Annotated in this window: 19 protein-coding genes and 2 other RNA genes; 1 reads left to right on the top strand and 20 read right to left on the bottom strand. The window is 45.3% G+C overall.

Going from position 1 to position 22,680, the window contains the following annotated elements:
- Positions 1–56: 56 nt before the first annotated feature.
- The 15 genes from rnpB to ABFV83_RS05940 all read right to left on the bottom strand — a co-directional run bounded on the left by rnpB (position 57) and on the right by ABFV83_RS05940 (position 17,282).
- Positions 57–403, bottom strand: an RNA gene (gene rnpB, locus ABFV83_RS06010) — RNase P RNA component class A.
- 143 nt (positions 404–546) lie between these two features.
- Positions 547–2,208, bottom strand: coding sequence for a nucleoside kinase (locus ABFV83_RS06005; protein WP_349948014.1), 1,662 nt, complete (start codon positions 2,206–2,208; stop codon positions 547–549).
- Between the two features lie 11 nt (positions 2,209–2,219).
- Complete coding sequence (locus ABFV83_RS06000; protein ID WP_349948013.1) at positions 2,220–3,041, bottom strand: Nif3-like dinuclear metal center hexameric protein; 822 nt, start codon at positions 3,039–3,041, stop codon at positions 2,220–2,222.
- The gene (locus ABFV83_RS05995) at positions 3,028–3,729 is read right to left on the bottom strand and encodes a class I SAM-dependent methyltransferase (protein ID WP_349948012.1); all 702 of its coding nucleotides are present in this window, start codon (positions 3,727–3,729) and stop codon (positions 3,028–3,030) included. Before ABFV83_RS05995 ends, ABFV83_RS06000 begins: the two co-directional genes overlap by 14 nt.
- A gap of 20 nt (positions 3,730–3,749) precedes the next feature.
- Positions 3,750–4,871 (bottom strand): RNA polymerase sigma factor RpoD, encoded by a 1,122-nt coding sequence (rpoD, locus tag ABFV83_RS05990; protein ID WP_349948872.1) that lies wholly within the window; start codon positions 4,869–4,871, stop codon positions 3,750–3,752.
- Positions 4,872–4,994: 123 nt separating this feature from the next.
- Complete coding sequence (gene dnaG, locus ABFV83_RS05985; RefSeq protein WP_349948011.1) at positions 4,995–6,764, bottom strand: DNA primase; 1,770 nt, start codon at positions 6,762–6,764, stop codon at positions 4,995–4,997.
- A gap of 88 nt (positions 6,765–6,852) precedes the next feature.
- Positions 6,853–7,863, bottom strand: coding sequence for a deoxyguanosinetriphosphate triphosphohydrolase (locus tag ABFV83_RS05980; RefSeq protein ID WP_349948010.1), 1,011 nt, complete (start codon positions 7,861–7,863; stop codon positions 6,853–6,855).
- An 89-nt stretch (positions 7,864–7,952) separates the two neighbouring features.
- Positions 7,953–8,783, bottom strand: a complete 831-nt coding sequence (locus tag ABFV83_RS05975) for an AraC family transcriptional regulator (protein WP_349948009.1) — start codon at positions 8,781–8,783, stop codon at positions 7,953–7,955.
- A gap of 80 nt (positions 8,784–8,863) precedes the next feature.
- Positions 8,864–10,567, bottom strand: a complete 1,704-nt coding sequence (locus tag ABFV83_RS05970) for a S8 family peptidase (protein WP_349948008.1) — start codon at positions 10,565–10,567, stop codon at positions 8,864–8,866.
- Between the two features lie 48 nt (positions 10,568–10,615).
- Entirely contained in the window at positions 10,616–12,892 is a 2,277-nt protein-coding gene (locus ABFV83_RS05965; protein ID WP_349948007.1) for a SpoIID/LytB domain-containing protein, read from the bottom strand.
- A 9-nt stretch (positions 12,893–12,901) separates the two neighbouring features.
- The gene (locus tag ABFV83_RS05960) at positions 12,902–14,134 is read right to left on the bottom strand and encodes an AI-2E family transporter (protein ID WP_349948006.1); all 1,233 of its coding nucleotides are present in this window, start codon (positions 14,132–14,134) and stop codon (positions 12,902–12,904) included.
- A 99-nt stretch (positions 14,135–14,233) separates the two neighbouring features.
- Positions 14,234–14,413, bottom strand: a non-coding RNA gene (gene ssrS / locus ABFV83_RS05955) — 6S RNA.
- 91 nt (positions 14,414–14,504) lie between these two features.
- Positions 14,505–14,768 carry an HPr family phosphocarrier protein gene (locus ABFV83_RS05950; RefSeq protein WP_349948005.1) on the bottom strand — a complete coding sequence of 88 codons (264 nt, stop codon included), beginning with the start codon at positions 14,766–14,768 and terminating at the stop codon, positions 14,505–14,507.
- 103 nt (positions 14,769–14,871) lie between these two features.
- The gene (locus tag ABFV83_RS05945) at positions 14,872–15,516 is read right to left on the bottom strand and encodes an HAD family hydrolase (protein ID WP_349948004.1); all 645 of its coding nucleotides are present in this window, start codon (positions 15,514–15,516) and stop codon (positions 14,872–14,874) included.
- A gap of 74 nt (positions 15,517–15,590) precedes the next feature.
- Positions 15,591–17,282 carry a phosphoenolpyruvate carboxykinase (ATP) gene (locus ABFV83_RS05940; protein WP_349948003.1) on the bottom strand — a complete coding sequence of 564 codons (1,692 nt, stop codon included), beginning with the start codon at positions 17,280–17,282 and terminating at the stop codon, positions 15,591–15,593.
- A gap of 155 nt (positions 17,283–17,437) precedes the next feature.
- Between ABFV83_RS05940 and ABFV83_RS05935 the strand changes: the two genes are divergently transcribed.
- On the top strand, positions 17,438–18,403 hold the full coding sequence (locus tag ABFV83_RS05935; RefSeq protein WP_349948002.1) for a pectinesterase family protein: 966 nt from the start codon (positions 17,438–17,440) through the stop codon (positions 18,401–18,403).
- Positions 18,404–18,456: 53 nt separating this feature from the next.
- On the opposite strand, the gene ABFV83_RS05930 is transcribed toward ABFV83_RS05935, so the two are convergent.
- From ABFV83_RS05930 to leuC, 5 genes are all read right to left on the bottom strand, one after another.
- Entirely contained in the window at positions 18,457–18,921 is a 465-nt protein-coding gene (locus tag ABFV83_RS05930) for a YhcH/YjgK/YiaL family protein (protein WP_349948001.1), read from the bottom strand.
- A gap of 103 nt (positions 18,922–19,024) precedes the next feature.
- Entirely contained in the window at positions 19,025–19,909 is an 885-nt protein-coding gene (locus ABFV83_RS05925; protein WP_349948000.1) for a cell wall hydrolase, read from the bottom strand.
- A 308-nt stretch (positions 19,910–20,217) separates the two neighbouring features.
- On the bottom strand, positions 20,218–20,691 hold the full coding sequence (gene ybaK / locus ABFV83_RS05920) for a Cys-tRNA(Pro) deacylase (protein ID WP_349947999.1): 474 nt from the start codon (positions 20,689–20,691) through the stop codon (positions 20,218–20,220).
- 170 nt (positions 20,692–20,861) lie between these two features.
- Positions 20,862–21,350, bottom strand: coding sequence for a 3-isopropylmalate dehydratase small subunit (gene leuD, locus ABFV83_RS05915; protein ID WP_349947998.1), 489 nt, complete (start codon positions 21,348–21,350; stop codon positions 20,862–20,864).
- Positions 21,351–21,363: 13 nt separating this feature from the next.
- Entirely contained in the window at positions 21,364–22,629 is a 1,266-nt protein-coding gene (gene leuC / locus ABFV83_RS05910) for a 3-isopropylmalate dehydratase large subunit (RefSeq protein ID WP_349947997.1), read from the bottom strand.
- Between the last annotated feature and the right edge of the window lie 51 nt (positions 22,630–22,680).

Here is a 22,680-nt window from a genome sequence, read left to right as displayed (position 1 = left end):
CATTTTTTGTGCATTGTTTTTCAGTGAGACCATTTTAAAATAGTCCCATTTTTTAAGCTTTGAGTAAGACGATAAGCCGGGTTATGTCGTTGAATGGCCATCTATCTAGGCCTGCCGTCGCCGGCAGGCTCAAGCGACCTACCCGGGAGCAGACGGGCCGCCTTATGCTCCCTGTTCGGTCTTGCTTCGGATGGGGTTTACATGGACCCCTCCTGTTACCAGAAGGGCGGTGGTCTCTTACACCACCTTTCCACCCTTACCGCATTAAGCGGCGGTATATTTCTGTTGCACTTTCCCTAGAGTCGCCTCCGCCAGACGTTATCTGGCATCCTGCCCTGTGAAGCCCGGACTTTCCTCACCTGCAGCCTTTCGGCTTTGCAGCTGCGGCCATTTGTCTTACTCAAAACTATATTATGAAAAAACTGTTTTCATAATTGGATGGACGGTGCTAAAAACAGCACCTTTTATGAAAAGTGAAAAAGACAGCTTCTCATAAGCTATACTAACATATCACAAATTTATTTGTTTGTAAAGCCAATTTCCTTCTTAAACCTTAAAACAGCTTCCTCCGATAAATTCCCTGACAATGGAATTACGGGGAATATCCTCACTGTTGACTCCAAGAAAATAATCCAGGAATTTCAGCAGACGCTTTGCTTCCATGTATTCCGGAGATTCTCTTGGTATTCCGAATAACAGCGGTTCCGCAAACTGCTTCAGCACAGAAAGCTCATAGACTGTAGCTGAGTTGAACATCATATCCGCAGATTCCTGGAAGGGGAAAATATACTCTTCCTCTCCTGCTCTTACCGACGGCCACATGCGTATGGTGTCCTGTGCACAAGCGCCTCTTGTTCTGGCATCCCGTACCATCCGGCGGATCAGGCGGCAATCGGTTGTTGGAATCCGGTTGTGTTCATCAACATTTAACTGGGTCAGGGCGCTTACGTATACACGGAATTTACTTTCCTTTGGCAGAGTATAGGACAGCCTGTCATTTAAGCAATGGATTCCTTCAATGACCAGGATATCGTCTTTTCCCAACTTTAAATAATCACCTCTGTACTCCCGGACCCCTGTTTTAAATTGATACCGCGGCATTTCCACTGTTTCTCCGGCCAGAAGGGCTGTCATGTCTTTATTGAACTGTTCAATGTCCAGGCTCTCCAAAACCTCATAATTGTAGCTTCCGTCCGGATTTTTCGGACTGTCTACCCGATTCACAAAATAATCATCCACGGCAATGGGATGAGGGTTCATTCCCTGAGCCTTTAGCTGAACGGACAGGCGGTGGGAAAAGGTGGTTTTCCCGGATGAGGATGGCCCGGCAATCATTACAAATTTCTTGCTCCTGTCGGCACCAATTTTTGCCGCGATCTCAGCAATCTTCTTTTCCTGCAGGGCCTCCTGGATTAAAATCAGTTCGTTGATGTTGCCCGATGCAATTTCTTCATTCAGAGCGCCAACATGGGATACATTCAGCCGTTCCCCCCATCTCACGCTCTCCTTCAGCACCCGGAACAGCTTCTGCTTCTTTTCAGGATCAAAAGCAGGCACTTCTTCCGGATTTTCCTTCTGGGGCAGCATAAGCATAAAGCCGTCATCAAATAATATCAGGTCAAAGTATTTAATGTATTCTGTATTCTGTACCATGTATCCATAGTAGTAATCTTCAAAGCCGCCTATGCTGTAAATATTGACACGGGAAACCCGGCGGTAACGAAACAATCTTTCCTTGTCATACATCCTGTGCTTGTGAAACAGATCAATGGCATCATCCGTGTTTACGCTCCGCTTCATGATCGGGATCTTTTGGCTCACATAGTCCTGCATGCGGGCCTTTACCCGGGAAAGCAGTTCCTCTGTCAATTGAATCTTTCCATGAGCCTCAATATAATAGCCTTTCCCAAGAGAAAAATCCACAGTCACTTTTTCAATATTTTCCGCACCAGCCACATCGTAAAAGGCTTTCATCATGACAAAAATAGCGCTTCTGTGATAGGTCTGGATTCCAGGCTGATCTTTCCCTGTAAAGAAACGAAGGCTGCAGTCGAATTGGACCGTTTTATGAAGCTCACTTAATTTTCCGTTTATACTGACCAGTAATATATCATTTTCATACTGGGACTGATACTCTTTTGCAATTTCTTGATAAGACGTGCCAATGGGGTATTCCTTATCCACACCATTTATTGTAACAACTGCCATACACTTCCTCCTTATATGAATGTTTCAGGAAATTCCACTTCTGCCTTGGAGATTTCCAGGTTCTCCCCTGCTTCTTTCTTTAGAAATTCTTCTATAAAATCCAGAAACAGGTATTCCAGACCATAATGGCCGGCATCAATGACAGCCATATGGTTTGCTGCGGCATCGATTCCATTATGGTGGCCGATATCGCCGGTTATAAAGACCTTTACGCCTGCTTCCAGAGCCGGCTTGATCATACTTCCTCCAGATCCCGGGCTTATGCCCACAAAACGGACTGGCTCCCCTGGTGCGTCCTCTCCGTAAACCGTAACAAAAGGAAGACAAAACCGTTCCTTTACAAGAGCGGCGATCTCTCTTACTGTCATCTCTTTCTTAAGATACCCCGTTTTTCCGATTCCATATACCGTTTCTTTTTGTCCTTCAGACGTTTCCTTTTGCATCACGCCTTCTTTTTCCAACACCTTTAATTCTGTAAGCCCAAGCTTTTCTGCAGCCGCATCTGCCATACAGCCAGGCGCCGCATCAAAATTCGTATGCATGGCGTAATAAGAAATATCATTGCGGATCAGCTTTATAATCCGCCTGGATATAAAATCTTTGTCATTGATTTTATTCAAAGGCTTGAAAATAAGGGGATGGTGGGTAATCAATAAATCTGCCCCCCAAAGGACAGCATTCTCAACCACCTCATCAGTAGCATCTAAGGCGATAAAAACCTTTTTTACCTCTTTATCACTACGGCCTGCTAAAAGGCCAACATTATCCCAATCACAGGCACAGGCTGGCGGTGCCAACTGTTCCAGTTTTTTTATCAATTCATCGCACCGCATCCTGTGCCTCCTTATTATAGGCCAATTCAAGCTTCAGTTCTTCCATTCTTCTGACCGCTGCGCCGGTACCGTTCACGGAAAGCCCCTTCATAATCTGCTCAAGCTGTTCTTCTTCCTTTTTAAGATACTCCTTTAAAACAGGATCTTTTGATTCCAGCAGGCTCTTGCCATAACGGTAGGAAATCTCCCGTTCCTCTATATTACCCGCTTTTGTCTCTCTGCTGACCCCCATAACGGTATAATATTTGCCTTCTTCCTTTATCATAGTCTCCCGTTCAATAAAAAATTCCTGTTCTTCCAGGAATCTGCGCACCTTGTCCAGCTCTGAGTGGGGGGATAAGACCCAGTAAGGAATGTTTTCCCATAAATCCCGGCCTGCCTCCAGAATATGTATCATCAGTTCTCCGCCCATACCTGCTATAACTACACAATCAGCCTCGTTTTCCTCCAATTTTAAAAGTCCGTCGCTTAAACGGACCTCTACCTGAGTCTGTAAGCCTGCCTCCTGGATATGGGCCCGGGCCCGTAACAAGGGGCCCTCCCGCACATCCATGGCAATGGCATGTTTTGCTTTTCCTTCCTGTACCAAATGGATAGGAATATAACCATGATCAGTTCCAATATCAGCGATTCTGCTTCCTTCCGGAACAAAGGAAGCGATCGTTTCCAAACGCTTTGATAGCTTCATCTTAAACTCCGTCTTGTATCTTAATCATCCAGATAGTCCTTAAGCTTCTTGCTTCTGCTGGGATGGCGCAGTTTGCGCAGTGCTTTTGCCTCTATCTGGCGAATCCGTTCTCTTGTAACATTAAATTCTTTTCCTACCTCTTCCAGGGTCCTGGGCCGCCCGTCATCAAGACCAAAACGCAGCTTTAAAACCTTTTGCTCCCGCTCGGTAAGAGTGTCAAGCACCTCCATCAGCTGCTCATGGAGCATGGTGAATGTGGCGGCATCAGCCGGAACGGCCACCTGCTCATCCTGAATAAAATCTCCCAGATGGCTGTCCTCTTCCTCTCCAATGGGAGTCTCTAAGGATACCGGCTCCTGAGATACCTTCATGATTTCCCTGACCCGGTCGACCTGCATATCGGCTCTTGCTGCTATTTCCTCGGCCACCGGTTCCCGTCCCAGTTCCTGTAAGAGCTGTCTGGATACACGAACCAGACGGTTGATGGTCTCCACCATATGAACAGGGATCCGGATGGTACGGGCCTGGTCCGCAATGGCACGGGTAATGGCCTGTCTGATCCACCAGGTCGCGTAGGTGCTGAACTTATAACCCTTCCGGTAGTCAAACTTTTCCACAGCCTTAATAAGTCCCAAATTTCCTTCCTGGATCAAATCTAAAAACTGCATTCCCCGCCCTACATAGCGTTTGGCAATGCTGACCACCAGACGCAGATTGGCCTCCGTCAGTCTCTGCTTTGCATCGTCGTCACCCAGTTCGATTTTCTTGGCAAGCTCAATCTCATCTTCACTGGAAAGAAGCGGAACCTTGCCGATCTCCTTCAAATACATGCGGACCGGATCCTCCACGCTGATACCTTCCGGAACAGATAAATCAATACTTTCCATATCGATTTCTTCTTCATCCTCGATATCTTCCTCAATGAAAAGATCCTCATCCAAATCCAGCTCTTCCCCGCCGATTTGAAGTACGTCTACCTTATTGTTTTCCAGAAAATCATAAATCTGATCCAGTTTATCCGAATCCAGATTCTCTCCCGTGAAAAAATCCAGAACTTCCTGGTTTTCCAGTACATTCCGTTTCTTTTTTGCCAGGAGGAGAAGCTGATTTAATTTTCCCTCAAATACAGCGGCTGACTCCATAGCCTTAAGCTCTGCAGCCTGTTCTTCTTCCGTTTTTCTTGACCCCACCATCTTATCTGCTGCCTTCTTCACATTCTCGTCCATGTTCTTCCATCCTTCCACAGCCTGCCTATAGTGTACACCCTAATCCAGCGAAATATGCAAATCCTTTAGCGCAGCCTGTTCCTTTATAATATTCTGCAGTTCTAAAATCCCTGCTGCATGGCGGCTGGCATAATTCAGACTGTTTTTTTTCACTTTCATAATTGTTTCCGAAAACGCCTTTTTTTGCTCTTCATTATCTAGGGACTCTTTTAAGCTCGCATGAAAAAGACCTGCGACTGCCCGGTATTGACCTTCATCATGAATGAAATGATTTAAGATCTCGGCCGGATTTAATGTTCCGGCAGCGTGTCCGTCAAAAACCATACGTGCCACCTTGTGATATAGTTCTTCTATAAAATCATCGGGAGTGATCACTCCTTCAATCTTATCAAATAATAATGGATTTTCAATGAGCCAGGTCAGAAGCAGCCTTTGGGACTGCTTTACACCATCTTCCTTTTCCTTTTTCCTCTGGTTTTTTAGTTTTCCCTCTTCTTCCCTCTGAGTGAAAACAGACGGTCCCAGAGAAGCACCCAAACGGTTGACCAGGCGTTTTAAGTCTTCATAATTGATAAAAAATTCCCTGGATACCGCTTCTAAATAATTCTCCCGTTCCAGGGCTTCCGGGAATTCCAGAAGTTTCCTGGCCACCTGATTGTAAAATTCTGTCTTCTGCTCCGGATCATCCATTTTATAGTTCTTTTTCAGCACATCAATTTCAAACAGGAAGCTGTTACGGGCCTCATCGATCCGCTGGCGGAATGCTTCTGCTCCCAGATTCTTTATGAATTCATCCGGATCTTTATAGGGCTGCATGTTAAGCACGCGAATGGATATACCTGCTTCCTTAAGAATGGGAATGGCACGGAGGGCAGCCTTAACACCCGCGCCGTCGCTGTCATACGTGAGGACCACTTTATCCGTATACCGCTTTAAGAGCTGGGCATGCTGGGTGGTAAAGGCCGTTCCCAGGGAGGCCACCGCATTGGTGAAGCCGGCCTGGTGCATTGCGATCACATCCATGTACCCCTCGCAGATCAATATGTATTTTTCCCGTGAAAGCCTGGCATAATTTAAGCCATATAAATTCCGGCTTTTATCAAAAAGCTTTGTCTCCGGTGAGTTTAAGTACTTTGGCTCCCCGGCGCCCATGACCCGGCCTCCGAAACCAACGACCCGGTTATTCACATCCATAATAGGGAACATCACCCGGTTCCAAAACTTATCATAGGTCCCCCGTTCCTCAATGGTCACCAGTCCGGTCTGCTTTAACAGGCTATCCTCATATCCCTTGCCCCTTAAATACCGGTAAAGGTCATCGCTTGTCTTATTGGAATAGCCCAGCCCAAACCTGGTTATGGTTTCGTCGCTTAACTGTCTGTCCCTTAAATAACGGTAGCCAGCCTCACCCTGAGGTTTTTTAAGCTGGTAATAAAAGTAACTGGCGGCCAGCTTATTGATTTCCAAAAGAGCGGACCTAAGATCCTCCTGCTCCCTTGCCTCCTTGCTGTACTCTGCCACCGGAAGCTTCACGCCTGACCGGTCTGCCAGGACCTTTAGGGCCTCAGAAAAGGAATAATTTTCATATTCCATGACAAACGTAAGCACATTTCCGCCCGCACCGCAGCCAAAGCAGTAGTACATCTGCTTGGCGGGGGATACGGAAAAGGAAGGGGACTTTTCATTGTGAAAAGGACAGAGGCCAAAATAATTACTTCCCTTCTTCTGCAGCTTGACGTATCCCGAGACCACATCCACGATGTCATTCTTCATCCGGACTTCTTCAATCACTTCTTCCGAATATCGCATGAAGCTTCATATCTCCTTTCCTCTTTTCCAGCCATGTATTTTGGCCATGAAGGTATACCCGCAGGGTATTTATCAAAGTTCATTCGCTTTAAACCGTTTTCCACGCTTTCGGGACAAACAGCTCTTCAAATTTATCAATGGCATATCTGTCGCTCATGCCTGCAATGTAATCGCAGACCGCCTGTTCCCGGCTTTCCTGGCCTTCCTCCATTAAGGTGCAGTATTCCTCTGTAAGCTTGTCCGGGTGTTCCATATAGTAATTAAAAAGCATGACAATGAGATGCTGTGCTTTCCCTTCCTCTGCTTTTGGGATATCGCTTCTATAAACGTTGTCAAACATCCAGGTGCGCAGCCCCTGCATGGCCTTCTCCATATCCGGAGACATGATGATCTCCGGCTTTCCGTAGCTGTTGCGGATAATATCATGAATCAGATTGTTAAGTCTTTCACGGACACTGTGGCCCAAAATACCTGTATAGCATTCAGGCAGATCCGCCTCAACAAACATCTTGGCCCTGATCGCATCATCAATGTCATGGTTAATATAGGCAATCTTATCCGATAAGCGGACAATACCGCCTTCTAATGTGGAAGGGTGACCGCTGGTGCGGTGATTTAAGATTCCATCCCGGACCTCCCAGGTGAGATTTAAGCCCATTCCGTCCTTTTCCAAAACCTCTACTACCCGGACACTTTGCTTGTAATGGGCAAAGCCCTGGGAGCAGATCTTATTCAAAATTGCTTCCCCGGAATGGCCGAAAGGAGTATGGCCCAGATCATGAGCCAAAGCGATGGCCTCTGTTAAGTCTTCGTTCATTCGCAGAGATTTTGCTATAGTTCTTGCAATCTGGGATACCTCCAGGGTATGAGTGAGCCTGGTTCTGTAATGATCCCCTTCCGGGGCCAGAAAAACCTGGGTTTTATGTTTCAGCCTGCGAAATGCCTTGCAGTGAATGATTCGGTCCCGGTCCCGTTGGTAGGCAGTCCGGATATCACAAGCCTCCTCCTCCCGCTCTCTTCCCTTGCTGTTCTTACTGAAAGCGGCATAAGGACTTAAATATGCTTCCTCCCATTGTTCTGTGGATTCCCTGATATTCATACAATCACATCCTTCGCCCAAAGTTATGGTACATTATATCATATTTTCAGTAATTATAATACCCTATATTAAAATAATTGCAACATCTGTCATCTGCCTGCATCCAGATATTTCCTGTATTCACTGGGAAGACAGCCATACCGCTTCTTAAATGCCTTGGAAAAGGCTCTGCTGTCAGGAAATCCATGCTTCATGGCAATCTCTCCAATCTCACAGCTGGTCCCGATCAGTTCCCTGACTGCATATTTGACCCGCAAGTCAATCAGATAGGTACGGTAATTGACCTGCGCATATTTTTGAAATATCCTGGACAAATAGGTAGGGCTGAAACCAAAACGTCCTGCCACCTGGTCAAGCTTTAAGTCCTGGTCATAATTTCCCCTCATATACTGAGTGACCTTTGACAGCTTATCCAACTGCCTTTTCTGGCGGAGGACTTCCTTATCCATGGTTTGCGACTTAAACTCCGTAACCAAAAGGTACAAAAGCTCATAAAACAGGCTTTTCACCTTCAGACTGTAACCATATTCCTGTTCTTTATAGATGGAAAACAGGGAAACGACCAGTTGTGTCAGTCTCTTATTTTGAGTCTCATCCTTTTTCTCAAAGTTCACATAGCATTCTTCTCCCATGTACTCCTCAAAGGCTTCTGCCGGTATTTGAAGAACTATGGTGATATTTGGATCGGGACATTCGATGGAATGGACTTCATTGGAATTGACCAGCACAAAGTCCTGCCTCTCCAGGGATAAATGGCTGCTGTTGATGTAAAAATCAATTTTCCATTCCTGAACCAGAAAAATCTCAACGGAATGGTGCCAGTGTTTCGTGACCTTATAATTTCCTTCCCTTCCCTCAAAGATAAACATCCGGAAAGGCAGGTCGTTATTGGGAATGACAAGTTCATGCCTGACTTCCATTTCACACCTCCCCAAAAGTACTGATTTCATTATAAAGCATTTTAACCATTTTTCCAATGGCTTTTCCTCTTCCTGTCAAGTTATACAGGAAGGCTGTCGCTCACACATAATGCGCCGTATCCAAGCTCCGGATTAGGATATTGGGTAATTCCGGGAAGTGGCCTTGCACCGCGGATAAAATAAGCCTTTACTTTTTCTCCAAAGAGAAACGGATCCCTTCCATCCACAATTCCCCACTGCATTAATAGGGCGGAGCTGCCGGTGACAAAGGGAGTTGCAAAGGATGTACCTGTTACCGATTCATAGCCGCCCCCGGTCCTTGCCGCAATGATTCCCACTCCGGGAGCAGCCAGATCCGGTTTTACCAGGTTGGTTCTCCTTGTAAATCCTCTGCCGGAAAAATCCGCATAAGACTGATAGGTGTCATCATAAGCTCCCACGGAAATGACCTTGTTGGCTGTTGAGGGAATGGTCAAAGTGGTTTCAGGCGTGGCCCTTAAAAACCGGGTAGACTCGCTCAGCACGCCGGCGGATGGGAGCCAGAGATCGTATTTGCCTTCCACGATCTGTCTGGGAGTTAAGCGGAATCTCCATATCCCGCTGTCTATATAGGTATCAAGGGGAAGGAAATCCATATAAATTTCCTGTGCCACACTGTAAGGGCCGGGTTTCCCATAGTACAATAAGATCCTGGTGTTTCTATAGTTTATGGTCTGAGGCCCCAGGCTGCTGCTGATGGGGCCGATTACCGCACCGGAAGGTGTTATAATGCTGATATCAAATAAATCCGCGTAAGATTTCCAAAGCTGTACACTGAAGCTTTGCTGGTACTCTCCCACGCTCAGCTCAATTTCTTCGGGACCTGACATTGTCAGGATTCCGGAAATATGACCGCCTGCCACCCCTTCGTTTCCTGTTCCCACCACAATTACCGCCTTCCCGTAATTGGATAAATCATCAAGAAATGTCTCTAAAAGGCTGGTTCCGTCATGGGAACCATAGGTATTTCCAAAGCTTAAATTAATCGCTACCGGCATCTGCATATCCACAGCTTCTTTTACCGCAAAATTGACCGCACGCATAAGCTCCGTGGTCCTGGGAAATCCGCCTTCCTGAGGGACTCCAAGCTTTACAACTAAAAGCGGGCTTTCAAAAGCAATTCCCCGGTATTGTCCCCTGTTTTCCCTTCCGTTTCCGGCCGCTATGGATGCCACGGCTGTACCGTGTCCGCTGATATCCACGGATGGGACCAGCCTTCTGGCCTCTGTCCTGCTTCCGGTAGCCAGGGCAGCATTGATTTCCTCTGCTGTGAACACCCGATCCAAAGTCTGATCCCACAGCTTTACGATCCTGGTCGTTCCGTCATTGTTCCGGAAATCATCGTGGTAATAATCAATTCCCGAATCAATGACAGCTACCAAAACTCCTCTTCCGGTAAGAATATTGTTTCCCTGCTGGACCAGATTGACACAAGAGGCCGACTTTGCCTGGTTGATGGCAAAAAACAGCCTCTTTGGTTTCTCCACATATTCGATTTGGGGCACCGAGCTCAACTGATCAATAAGGGATTCCGGAACTGTAAGTATGGAGTATTCGTTCACCATCTGCTCTACCCGGATTCCCACCAGGGAAAGACCGCTTATATCTCCGGAATGCTTTACAATCACATCCCATGATTTTTCCTCGGGATTATATCCTACGTTTAAATTGCCTGATTTTTCACGCTCTTCAGGAGTTGCGCTGAGGGCAAGGTTTAACAGATTTTCCAGCTTCTGATCTTGCATACGACATTCCTGTGCTTTTTCTATCATCCTACGCCGGAACTATCATTCTCATTCCTTACTCTGCTCTGCTTCCCGTACTTGTGTATCATGATAGAAGAATTTCAGGATATCTTCATAATTCTTTCCGCCCTTTGCCATGGCCTGTGCCCCATTCTGGCTCATGCCCACTCCATGCCCAAAACCGCCGCCATAGATGTGAAAAGTTGTAATGTTATTATCATCAACGCCCTGGTTCTCTATTGCAATATAGGCACTGGGAAGGGAATCAAAGTTCTTCATGAGCGTCCCATCCAGCTTGGTGATGGCCATATATTTATTTCCAAGCTTTGCCCGCACCTGGCCTTCTCCATTGATGGTCATGATGCCGTCGGAACCCTCGACCCTCAGTTTCTTCACGATTCCGCCTACGCCCCGCTCTGTCACAGTAATATTTAAAATAGAGCCGACTTCGGTGATCTCTTCCTCCAGCTGACGATTGGTGACCGTGGTCTCCCACCGGTACATGGGGAATCCGGAATCATAGGCCGGGTAATCCTTTTTCTTTATAAATTCCTCAAAATCAGAGTTTGTTGACAGGTTTAATACTCCCCTGCTGTCCTGAAGAAGACTGCCATCCAGATAAGGGAACAGGGCCGGATCTCCTCCCCATATGCTGCCGTCGGTGGTGTGTCCGCAGGAGGTTGAGAAATAAAAAGCTTCAATCGGTTTTTCATTGTAAAACAAAAGCTTTCCATAGGTCTCACGTACCGCCTCTTCTGTCTTTGATGCTGCCCGCAGGTTATTATAAACCTGGAATCTGGTGCTGTCATCCACATGAGCGCCGTATTTGCTGTAGGTGTTGCTTTGAATCTGTCGGTAGGCATAGGTCCTGGCACAGACAGCCTGAGCCTTCAAGGCTTCCTTTTCATAGCTGTCAGGCATTTCGCTGGGCACGACCTTGGTCAGATAATCCTCCAGGTACAGCTCATTGATTAAAACCAGCCCATCAGCTTCCTTTCGTACTTCAATCGTGCCGCCATAGGATGGGATGCCATAGGACCTTTTTATGGAATTCACGGATATGGAATCTCCTTTTTCCAGAGGTGCTGCTACAATCCGCCCAGCCTTTAACCGCTCATCTGCGGTATCAATGATCACTTCCGCCTTTGGAGGGACCTTTACCTCCTTATCTCCATAGGACAATGACAGACCGCTTTCCGCAGACAGGGTTACAGACGGATGGAAGACTGACTGGAAATCAGTGCTCATCAAAAGGACACGAATGTTCTTTGCATCAAATTCCCTTACCAGCAAAGCAGCACATATCCTGCCATGGGCCACAACAAAATCCTGTATGTCATATCCTACCAGAATATCAGAGATACTGCGTTCTTCAAACTGTCCATACAAACGGTACACCTTAAAATCCTTATCAAGCTTTAAGCTGCCATATCCTTCAACCTCAATAGAAGCATCCTTTACCGCAAGAACCTTCCCCGATATCTTCTTTTTCTTTAGGGTAACCTTTTGTAAGCTCCCTTTTTTCAAACTGATATCCGCAATGTTATTGGCAAAATCCTCTGGCTGTCCCAAAGAGGCCTCAAGAGGAAAGGTACGTTCCACGGCCCCTAAGTATACGCCGAATGTTCCTCCCGTTCCACTGGTCAGCCAGACATTTTTATAGGTTATGGAATCTGTCACCGCCTCTTTTAATGCGATGATCTCATTGCCCTTTACCAGAAGCTTCAGCTCCCAGTCTATGTAAGAATCCAGGCTGATGCCTTCAAATTGATAATTTCCCCCGCTGGTATAGGCAGTCCAGGCTGTTGCGGTTTTTACATTGGTGGGAGTGCCATAAAGAAATACGTCAAGCACTTTGATCGTTCCTTCCTTATCCAGCGCTTCCCTCAGTTCTTCATACAAATACCACCATTCATCTGATGGGATCTTCCTGTTCTGCTTTTTGCCGCTTTCATGAATCTTTTTTCCCGATCCGGGAACCAAAGCTTCCGCCAGGCTTTCCGCCTCTTTATAAGTCAGAAAGCCTTCCGCAGTATCCCTTTTTGCCGGTATTTCATGGGGATCAAGATAACCTTCTGCATACAGGTAATTCATGTATTTCACATACCAGTTATTCTGTTCCTTTTCCGGAAAGTATTCTTGACTTTTGTCCGACAGCATCTTTTCACAGCTTTCTCTATCGGTAAGAAGAAGAGCAGCCGACTTAAATGCCACCCCTCTTGATAATCCCTCCGGTTCCGGTTCACCCACCAGAATAATAATAATGAGAATCAAAACCAAAAGAGGAATACCGACAACAAATCCAATAAATGTCTTTTTATTCATGCGCTCCTCTTATCTCATATATGTTTTTTTATCGTCTTCGATCCGTTCCAGGTTATAATAATCCGCCGTTTTATTGGAGAGATCTTTTTTCTTTAAGGAACGGTTCACCAGCCTTGAAATCAGGCTGTAAATCACCGCAAAAGTTGGTACAGCAATGATCATTCCCACAAAGCCAAACAGTCCACCAAAAAGCAGGATGGAAAACAGCACCCAAAAGCTGGGAAGACCTGTGGATTGTCCTAATATTTTCGGCCCCAGAATATTTCCGTCAAACTGCTGGAGCAAAAGGATGAAGATCAGGAAATACAGGCATTTGACAGGGCTTACCAGCAGAATCAGAAATGCACTGGGGATGGCTCCAATAAACGGACCGAAAAAGGGAATGATATTGGTTACCCCTACAATTACGCTCACTAACAGCGTATAAGGCATCTTCATGGCATTTAAAAGAAAAAAGCATATAATCCCGATAATCAGGGAATCCAAAATTTTACCCGTTATGAACCCTCCAAACACCCGGTGAACAAAACGGATTTCATCAATTGCCTGGTTCGCCACTTTTAACGGAAATATGCTGTAAATGATCTTCTTGCCCTGGGCCGAAAGGGTTCCCTTTATGTTTAAAAGATAGACCATTACAATAATGCCGATCAAAATGTTCTTAAGAACCAGCACCACGCTTAACAGTCCGCTGGAAAGGCTGCCGATTAACGTGGACATGTTGGGAACCAGGTCAGAGGTCAGCCAGTTTTGCAGATGGCTTGTCAGCTGATCATAGATAGGAATGACCGCCCGTTCCACAGAAGGATTATCCTCTAACATCTTCTGTAGCCACAGGGCTAGATCATTCATATTCTCACCCAGTGTCTCCTGGAGCCCCATAATGCTGGTATAAATCTCGGGAATGATCATCCAGAAAAGTCCGACTACGATCACAAACAGAAAAATGAGGCTGACCACAGTTCCCATAAGTCCGGATACGGACTTCACCCCTTTCCTGTTTTTCCACATGGAAGAAAGCAGGCGCTTAGTCATGTCTCTGGACTTGTTATATACCGGCAGTAAAAGATATGCAAGCACTGCCCCGTAAATGACAGGCATAAGAATACCCACGACCAATTTTACCATACCTTTCACAGCCTGGAATCTGGAAAGGAAGAAAGCAAAGGCTATGCTCAAAGCAATAACGGAAAGTGCTGTGACTCCCCAGCAGATGTAGTTCCGAAATTTTGTCTCTTTCATCGAAATTCTCCTAAGTTATTAAGTTTAATTACTATCTATTATACTCTACCATACTTTTACATAAAATTAAAGCAGCGATTTCTCGCTGCTTTTCTCTTTAGTAACCCCAAAATGCCGGTTCTTACTTATTGACGCCTAGCCGAGCTAGGTGGGCAACCTCACTCAGGTTTCTGCCTTCCACTGCAAACGGAGGCCTGACATCCACCTGAAAATATTGGAATCCCATGTGTCATAATGTAGGTTCAAAAAAGGTAAGAGTGTCGTACATCTCAGGAATTACTTTCTCATGTTTTCTATGGTCTTAGTATACACTACTTTGATTTGTTTTTCAAGTTCCTTTTCCTGTCAGTTTTAATTTTTATTGATTGGATCAGACAGCAATATGTTTGCTGCCAAGCAGTCTTCCATGCTCAACATACAGTTCCAGGAGTCTTAAAAGAGAATCGCAGGATTCTTCATGAATGATCAATTCCACTCCATCTGCAGTGGCCAAAGACAGGACAGAAAGCAACGATTTTGCGTTTACCGTTCTATCTCCGCAGGCCAAATTTATTTTTTCCTTACACGCTCCCGCAATTGAGACAAATTCCAGGATAGATTCAACTCCCCAGAATCCGATCTCCACCTTTTTCATCTCTTGTATTCCTCCTGATCATCGTAATGTATCCCGGCTTTTCTGCCGGACCGGCAAAAGAGAGGATCACCCTTTTCCAGCGTTAGAGACTCAGTATAGCATACTATAAAAGATTCTGCAAATCAAAAATTGTTTCTGCCAGCACATCCGCTCCGGCTTCCGTAAGCTCCCGCCTGTCTCCATAACCGTACAACACCCCTACAGAGGCAATCCCGGTTTCTTTTGCTCCCAAAATATCATGCTTCCTGTCTCCGATCATCACCGTCCTGTCCAAATCGGTGATCCCGCATTCCTTTAAAACATAACGGATCACATCGGCTTTTTTTACCCTGGTTTCTTCCATGTCGGCGCCTCCCATAAATAAAAAACAGGAATCCAGCCCAAAATGTTTTAAGATCTTCCTGACAAACACTTCCGGCTTTGAGGATGCCACATAAAGCTTTTTCCCTGCATTAAGGAGAGACTTCAGTACATCCAAAACCCCTTCATAGGCCTTATTTTCATACCATCCTTTTTCCGAAAAATATTCCCGGTAAATATCGATGGCTTTTCTTGCCTGTTCCTCACTAAAGCCGTAATACTCCATATAGCTGTCCTTTAAAGGAGGCCCGATAAAGCAGCAAAGCTCATCTAAATTCTCCACCTCAATCCCAAAATGCCGGAGGCTGTACTGGACAGACTTGGTTATGCCCTCTTTGGGATCCGTAAGGGTTCCATCTAAATCAAACAACAAATATTCTTTATTCATGGTGCCTCCTCTTTTAGTGCAATTAAGAAAAACAGAGACGAAAAAGGGACTCCCTTTTTCGTCTCTATGAAATTTTACTTCAATTCTTCAACAATTTTCTGAAGTGCTGCCAGGGCATCATCCGGAAGCTTGTCATAGCCTTCCTTAACAGTGGCTGTATTGGCAACAAATTTCACCCGGTCTTCCATACGTGCCTTTAACTGCTCTGCATAAGCGGCATCACTAAGGTCCGGAACAAATCCTTCCCACTCAAGGATTTCGATATCAGAGAATGGTCCCCACTGCTTGAACTGGGCGGTCTTATCCACAATGGCTTCCAGGATGCCTAGGGTATCCTTTGGCTGAACCTTCTTACCCATGAAATCACCAGTGTTAATAATATAGCAATCTACATCCTTCTCTTCTACCAGCTTTTTAAATTTCTCATAGTCATTGGCAAGAGGATAGGTTCTGAATGGGTTTGCATAAGGTACAACTACCAGGGCATTTGGATCAGCTCCCGGCGCCAGTCTTTCCGCTGAGGATCTCTTTGTTGCAAGAGTTGCGCCCATAACAGATGCCAGGGAAGAACCTTTTAACTTTACTATCGGCGGAATGGTAGGATCCTTCATGATCCAGAAAATAGCATTGACCGGAGCATTGATCTTATCCACACGGTTAGGAGACCACAATTTTGATTTGATGGCACGTCCGTTGCCGTTTCTTATATCCTCTGTTACCAGCTGGATCTTTCCGTCTTCGTCTAAGGTACAGGAGCAGTTCTGGGCAGTTAAAAGATATTTGTTATCTTCACAGCCGGTCGGGTAATCCTGTGTTTTATCAAAGTATGTAGGTTCCAATGCCACAGATGAGCAGGTGTCGGTATTGATAATAAATGCATCGTCATGAAGAACCGTAACATCATATTTTCCGCCATGCTTTGCGTGGGTAATGGTGGATTTTCCTGAGCCGGATAAACCAAATACAGATGCAACATATTTTGAACCATCGGTTAAGTTATATTCTTTCTGTCCGCCGTGGCAGGAAGCATAGCCGTTGCGGTTTGCAAGAGCCCAGGCCATCGTAAGGGTGCCTTTTTTGTGCTCACCGAAGTATCTCATACCCAGGATTGCCGCACAGTTCTGGTCCGTATTAAAGTAGCATAAACACTTTGGATCGCTTAAACAGGAAAGATCGACTCCGGGACGGTCAGAACCGTTCCACTGAGGATCGGAGAAGATAAAGATATCGGCTTCTTTTCCATCACCGACCGGCTTGGAAGCTTTATACATTTTCGCATATTCATCAGACATATACTGGAAGTTCAGCATCCAGTTATAGAGGATATTTTCTTCACCTTCCGGGATAAGGAGGTGTGCTTTCACCATGAATTCAGGGTCAAGACCTACAAAAACCTGTGCATGATACATTGTTTTCCACCGGGTTTCATAAACTGCGTCCATAACAACTTTGTCAAGAGCAGCGCAATTTACACCGGGTTCTCCTGCGATTCTTCTTGCAGTCGCATAGCGTCCGGTAATCGCACCATCATTAAACAAGAGAACCTTGGCATCCTTATCAAGGCCAAATTCCTCTCCTCTGTATACAGGCATGTCCGTTACAACAGTTCCTGGTGAATTCTTCGCCAGTTCATATGCCTCTCTAAGAGTATTGATTTTTATTACGTTGTTTCCATAAAACGGAGCTTCAATGATCGAACGCGTAGTTGCAAAACCTGGTTGGCCTTTTCCAATTTCATTGATTGGATAATATGCTTTTGTTGACATAGAATAATCCTCCTTTTATAAAATCCAAATTTGTGACTATTATCTCACTTTGTTAAGAAAAAGTCAATGATTTTGATTGCATTTTTCATATAAAATGGATATATTTAATATATAAATATGCATTTTGTGTACAATAATCAAAAGAAAGGATAATTATGATTCATATTTCTAAAGATGGAACCGGAGATTTTAAAAGCATTGGAGAAGCGCTCCGTTCTCTTCCAGCCGATCATACCGGGGAGCACCTTCTCTACATTCACAAGGGATTTTACGAAGAACAGATCACCGTAACGGTTCCTCACGTAACCTTTCTTGGGGAAGATGCGGAAAGCACCATTCTCTCCTACGGCCTTTATGCCCGCATGACCATGGAGGTTGGAATGAAACGGGGCACCTTCCGCACCTATTCCTGCCTGATCGATACCCATGATTTTACCGCCAGGAATCTTACATTTGAAAACAGCGCGGGAACCGGTACTGACGTTGGACAGGCTCTGGCCCTTTATGCGGATGGGGACCGTTTGATTTTTGAAAACTGCCGGTTCCTGGGAAACCAGGACACTCTTTTTACCGGTCCTCTTCCTCCAAAAGAAATCGAACCGGATGGTTTTATAGGACCAAAGCAGCATTCCCCCCGGATCAATGGCCGGCACTATTATAAAAACTGTTACCTCGAGGGGGATATTGACTTTATTTTCGGAAGTGCCACAGCTTATTTTGAAGGCTGCACCTTTTTTTCCAAGTACACGGGAATGGAAATAAGCAGCTATGTGACTGCTGCTTCCACTCCAAAAGATCAGGAATATGGCTACGTCATGGCAAACTGCCGCTTTGAAGGCAACTGTCCCGCCAACAACGCGTATCTGGGACGTCCCTGGAGGGAGTATGGGAAAATCGTGCTTTTAAACTGCTTTATGGATGATCACATCTGCAAAGAAGGCTGGAATGACTGGAACAAAGAAGCTGCTCATAAACATGCCTTCTATGGCGAATACGGCAGTTACGGTCCTGGTGCTGTAATGGAAAAACGGCCGGACTGGATTCACCGGCTGACAGAGGCTGATCTTGAAAAATTTACAAAAGAAGCAGTCTTGTCCGGTTCTGATAGCTGGAATCCATAAAACAAAAAACGGAAACTGGTCCTTTGCACAAAGGATTGGTTCCCGTTCTCTAATCAGTTTTCTTTGATCTTAACAATCACTTTTTTAATCATAGCCGGTTCACTTACAGCTGCCTTTGGCTTATGACCATCCCAGGGATTGAAAATCATATATTCTCCAGCCTTTACAACTACCTTTAAGCCTGGATTTTCATTGTCGTAAAATACAACATCTTTTTCTTCGTTATAAGGTACTTTTTCTGCCAGTTCATCGATCCTTGCATATGTCATGGTTTCTGAACCGGATATCATATATTGAATATCTGTATAATTATGGTGAGCTTCGTACTTGGCTTCCTCCCAGGGAACCGTTGTATACTCTGTCACATTAGCGAAAACATTCTTACCGTCAATTTCATATTTGCCTGGCACCAGGCTCTCTAAATCTGTATTCTTAAGAAAATCAACTGCCTTTTCGTATCTTCCATCCACTCCAAGGTTTCTGTAAAAATCAAGGTTTTTTGCTGAGTCAAAAATCATAATCATACTCTCCTTTTATGTATCGTATAGTTTGGCCGCAGATTCAAAGGGTACCTGCAAACACATATAGTATACACCTAAAGCAGAATATTCTACAATGTTTTTATTTAAAAAATTCATGGTTTCCGTGCTGGAATAAATAGGTCAGATGGGAATCAAACCAGCTTATAGCCCCTCTCCTGGAGCCTCCCCGATTCATAAAATACAGGGCTCCGTTGGAATAATCCTCTCCTCCCAAGGCACGGTCAACACACTGTTTCGTATCATCTGTCACTTTTACGGAATTAATACTGCCGTTTGATACCGGTGAAAACTGGGAGGGTTCGTAGACGACTCCTTTCACCGTGTCGGGAAATTCTCCATTCTTTACGCGGTTTAAAATCACATTGGCAACAAGGATCTTTCCCTTGTCGTCGCATACCCCGGCCTCCGCCTGCACGATCCTCAGTAAGACCTGATAATCATCCGTAGACACCGATGCAGCGTGAAGGGCCCTTTCTTTCTCTGCCTTTATGGCTGCCGCTTCTGCCGCCTTTCTTGCTTCTTCCGCTTTTTTAGCGGCTTCCTCTGCCTGCCGTTTTGCCTCTTCTTCCAAAGCGATCCTGGCATTGATTCGTTCTATCTCTGCCCTGGACTCTTCTTGCTGCGCCTGCTTTTGGATTACCTCTTTTTCCAGAAAATTACCGGCAAGCTGCTGTGCCTGCATCCTGGCTTCCGTAAGTTTTATTTGAGCTTTTTCCTGCTTAAGGGTTTCTTCTTTCACTTCTTCATTATCCGGAGAGTCTTCCGATTCCGGCGTTTCTGCAAATGCCGTTAAAGCATTCCTGCCGCCGCTTCCAAATCCTGTTGAGGTAAACGCCACAACAGTAATAATTGCCGCACCCGCCATAAAAACTGCGGAAGAACGATACATCCGCTTTGTGACCTTAAAGGTCATCCCTCTGAAGAATTGACAAATCTGCTGAAGGATAGAGCGTAGTGTAAGCATATATACACCTCTTTCTCATATATCACTTGCCTGGGCTGGTTACATTTCACAGCCGTTTCCTGGTGACGTCCGTAATTATAGAAGAAGCCTGCCAAAAAAGTCAATGCCTATTTAACATTTTTGTGATATTTTAATTTCTATTTTTTCACCTCCTTTTTCTCTTTGTGCATTATATACTATATTTTCGCATTATTGTTCCTGATTTTTATGCCAATATTATAATAACATTTTACAATAGTGTTACATTTATGTTAATTATTCAACATCACCAGGTAGACTTGTCCCTGTCTTTCTTCGTTTTATGTAAACTAACTCTGTGTCAGCGAAGCAAATTTGCCCTTTATAAAGTCAACCAAGGCTTGGGGAGATATGACGATTTGCTGCCCTCTTAAGCCTCCGCTGACGACAATTTCCCCGTAGGAACGGGCTGATTCTTCGACAAAGGTAGGAAATTGTTTTTTCATGCCGATAGGAGAACAGCCTCCCCGAATGTATCCTGTGACTCCCTGCAAATCCTTCATCGGAATCATCTCCACCTTCTTATCTCCGGCAGCTTTCGCCGCTTTTTTTAAATCCAGTTCCCCGTCAACCGGAATACAGCAGACCAGATATCCCATTTTTTCACCTTTTAATACAAGAGTTTTAAATACGCTCCCATGATCCGCCCCCATCATATCCGCTGCGTGGCTGCCGGACAGATCCTGCTCGTCCACTTCGTATTCTCTTGTGGTATATAAAATCTTTGCCTTGTCAAGCATTCTCATTGCATTTGTCTTTACCATATAAATCAACTCCTTGAATTTTTTCTTATTATAATACGCATTCCCATTATTTGCAATGTCAGGAAGTCAAGGAAGCCCGACATTGGCTCGCTGCCCGCTGGTAAATAAAAGATCCGTAACTGCCGGATACAATTCCTGGCAATTACGGACCGATTTTCCATGAAAACCATCTATTTCTTCTTATTAATATAGGGGAACAACCCACCTGCTGAAATGATTTCCTGCATAAAGGGAGGAAACGCCTGCCCTTCAAAGGATTTGCCGGTGGTCTTGTTGGTGATAATGCCGCTGTCAAAATCTACCGTAACCTCATTTCCTGCCTGAATGGCTCTGGCAGCTTCCGGACATTCTATAATAGGAAGGCCGATATTAATTGCATTCCGGTAAAAAATCCTGGCAAAGGTCTCGGCAATGACACAGCTTATGCCGGCACACTTGATTACCAGAGGGGCGTGCTCTCTGGAAGAACCGCATCCAAAATTCTTATTTGCGACAATAATGTCTCCTTTTTTTACATTGGTTACAAAATCCTTGTCAATATCTTCCATGCAGTGCTTTGCCAGCTCATTCCCATCTATGATATTCAAATATCTTGCAGGAATGATAACATCCGTATCCACATTATCTCCGTATTTAAAAACAGATCCACATGCCTTCATATTTTATAACCTCCTATAATCCCAGTTCGCCCGGCACAGATATATGGCCGGTAATTGCGCTTGCAGCCGCCACCGCAGGACTGGCCAGATATACCTCTGAGTCCACATGACCCATCCGGCCTACAAAATTACGGTTGGTGGTGGAGATACAGCGCTCTCCTGCCGCCAGGATTCCCATATAGCCCCCAAGGCAGGGACCGCAGGTCGGGGTGCTTACCACAGCTCCGGCTTCAATAAAGATTTCTAAAAGGCCTTCTTTCATGGACTGCAAATAAATTTCCTGAGTGGCAGGAATTACGATACAGCGCACATTTTTTGCCACTTTATGACCTTTCATGACAGCGGCTGCGATTCGCATATCATCAAGCCTGCCATTGGTACAGGATCCGATCACCGACTGATCGATCTTGATCTCCCCAAAGGAGCCCATGGTCCTGGTATTTTCAGGAAGGTGGGGGAAGGAAACCGTAGGCTCTAATTTGGATAAGTCAATGGTATAAACCGCTTCATATTCGGCCTCCTCATCCGCCTCATAAATTTTGTAATCACGCTTCCCGTGGTCCTTTATGTATTGGATTGCAAGATCATCCACCGGAAAAATGCCGTTCTTTCCTCCGGCTTCAATGGCCATGTTGCAAATGGTAAAACGGTCATCCATGGACAAATTCCTGATGCCGTCTCCTGAAAATTCCATGGACTTGTATAAGGCGCCGTCTACGCCGATCATGCCTATGATATGTAAAATAACATCCTTGCCGCTGACCCATTTGGAGGGTTTCCCCACAAGTTCAAACTTTATTGCGGTCGGCACTTTGAACCAGGCTTTTCCAGTCACCATGCCTGCCGCCATATCCGTGCTGCCCACGCCGGTAGAAAAAGCTCCCAGTGCTCCATAAGTGCATGTATGAGAATCCGCCCCAATGACTGCATCTCCCGCAACCACCAACCCCTTTTCCGGAAGAAGGGCATGTTCGATACCCATCTGCCCTACGTCGAAATAATTGGTAATTTCGTGTTTGCCGGCGAAATCACGGCAGCATTTACAATTTTCTGCGGATTTAATATCCTTATTAGGAATAAAATGGTCCATAACCAGGGCAATCTTATCTTTATGAAAGATGGTTTCCTTATTAAACTTCTCCATTTCCTTAATGGCAACCGGAGATGTAATATCATTTCCCAATACCAGATCCAGCTCCGCTTCAATCAACTGTCCTGCCTTTACCTGGGAAAGCCCTGCATGGGCTGCCAATATTTTCTGGGTCATCGTCATTCCCATCGACTGCGTCCTCCTGTTAGTTTATCACTATTAAAGTTCAGCCATGCCATT

It is taken from the genome of Lacrimispora sp. BS-2 (genome assembly GCF_040207125.1).
Taxonomy (GTDB): Bacteria; Bacillota; Clostridia; order Lachnospirales; family Lachnospiraceae; genus Lacrimispora.
The sequence above is the reverse complement of the archived record's forward strand: the minus strand, read 5'-3'. Positions and strand labels throughout refer to the sequence as shown.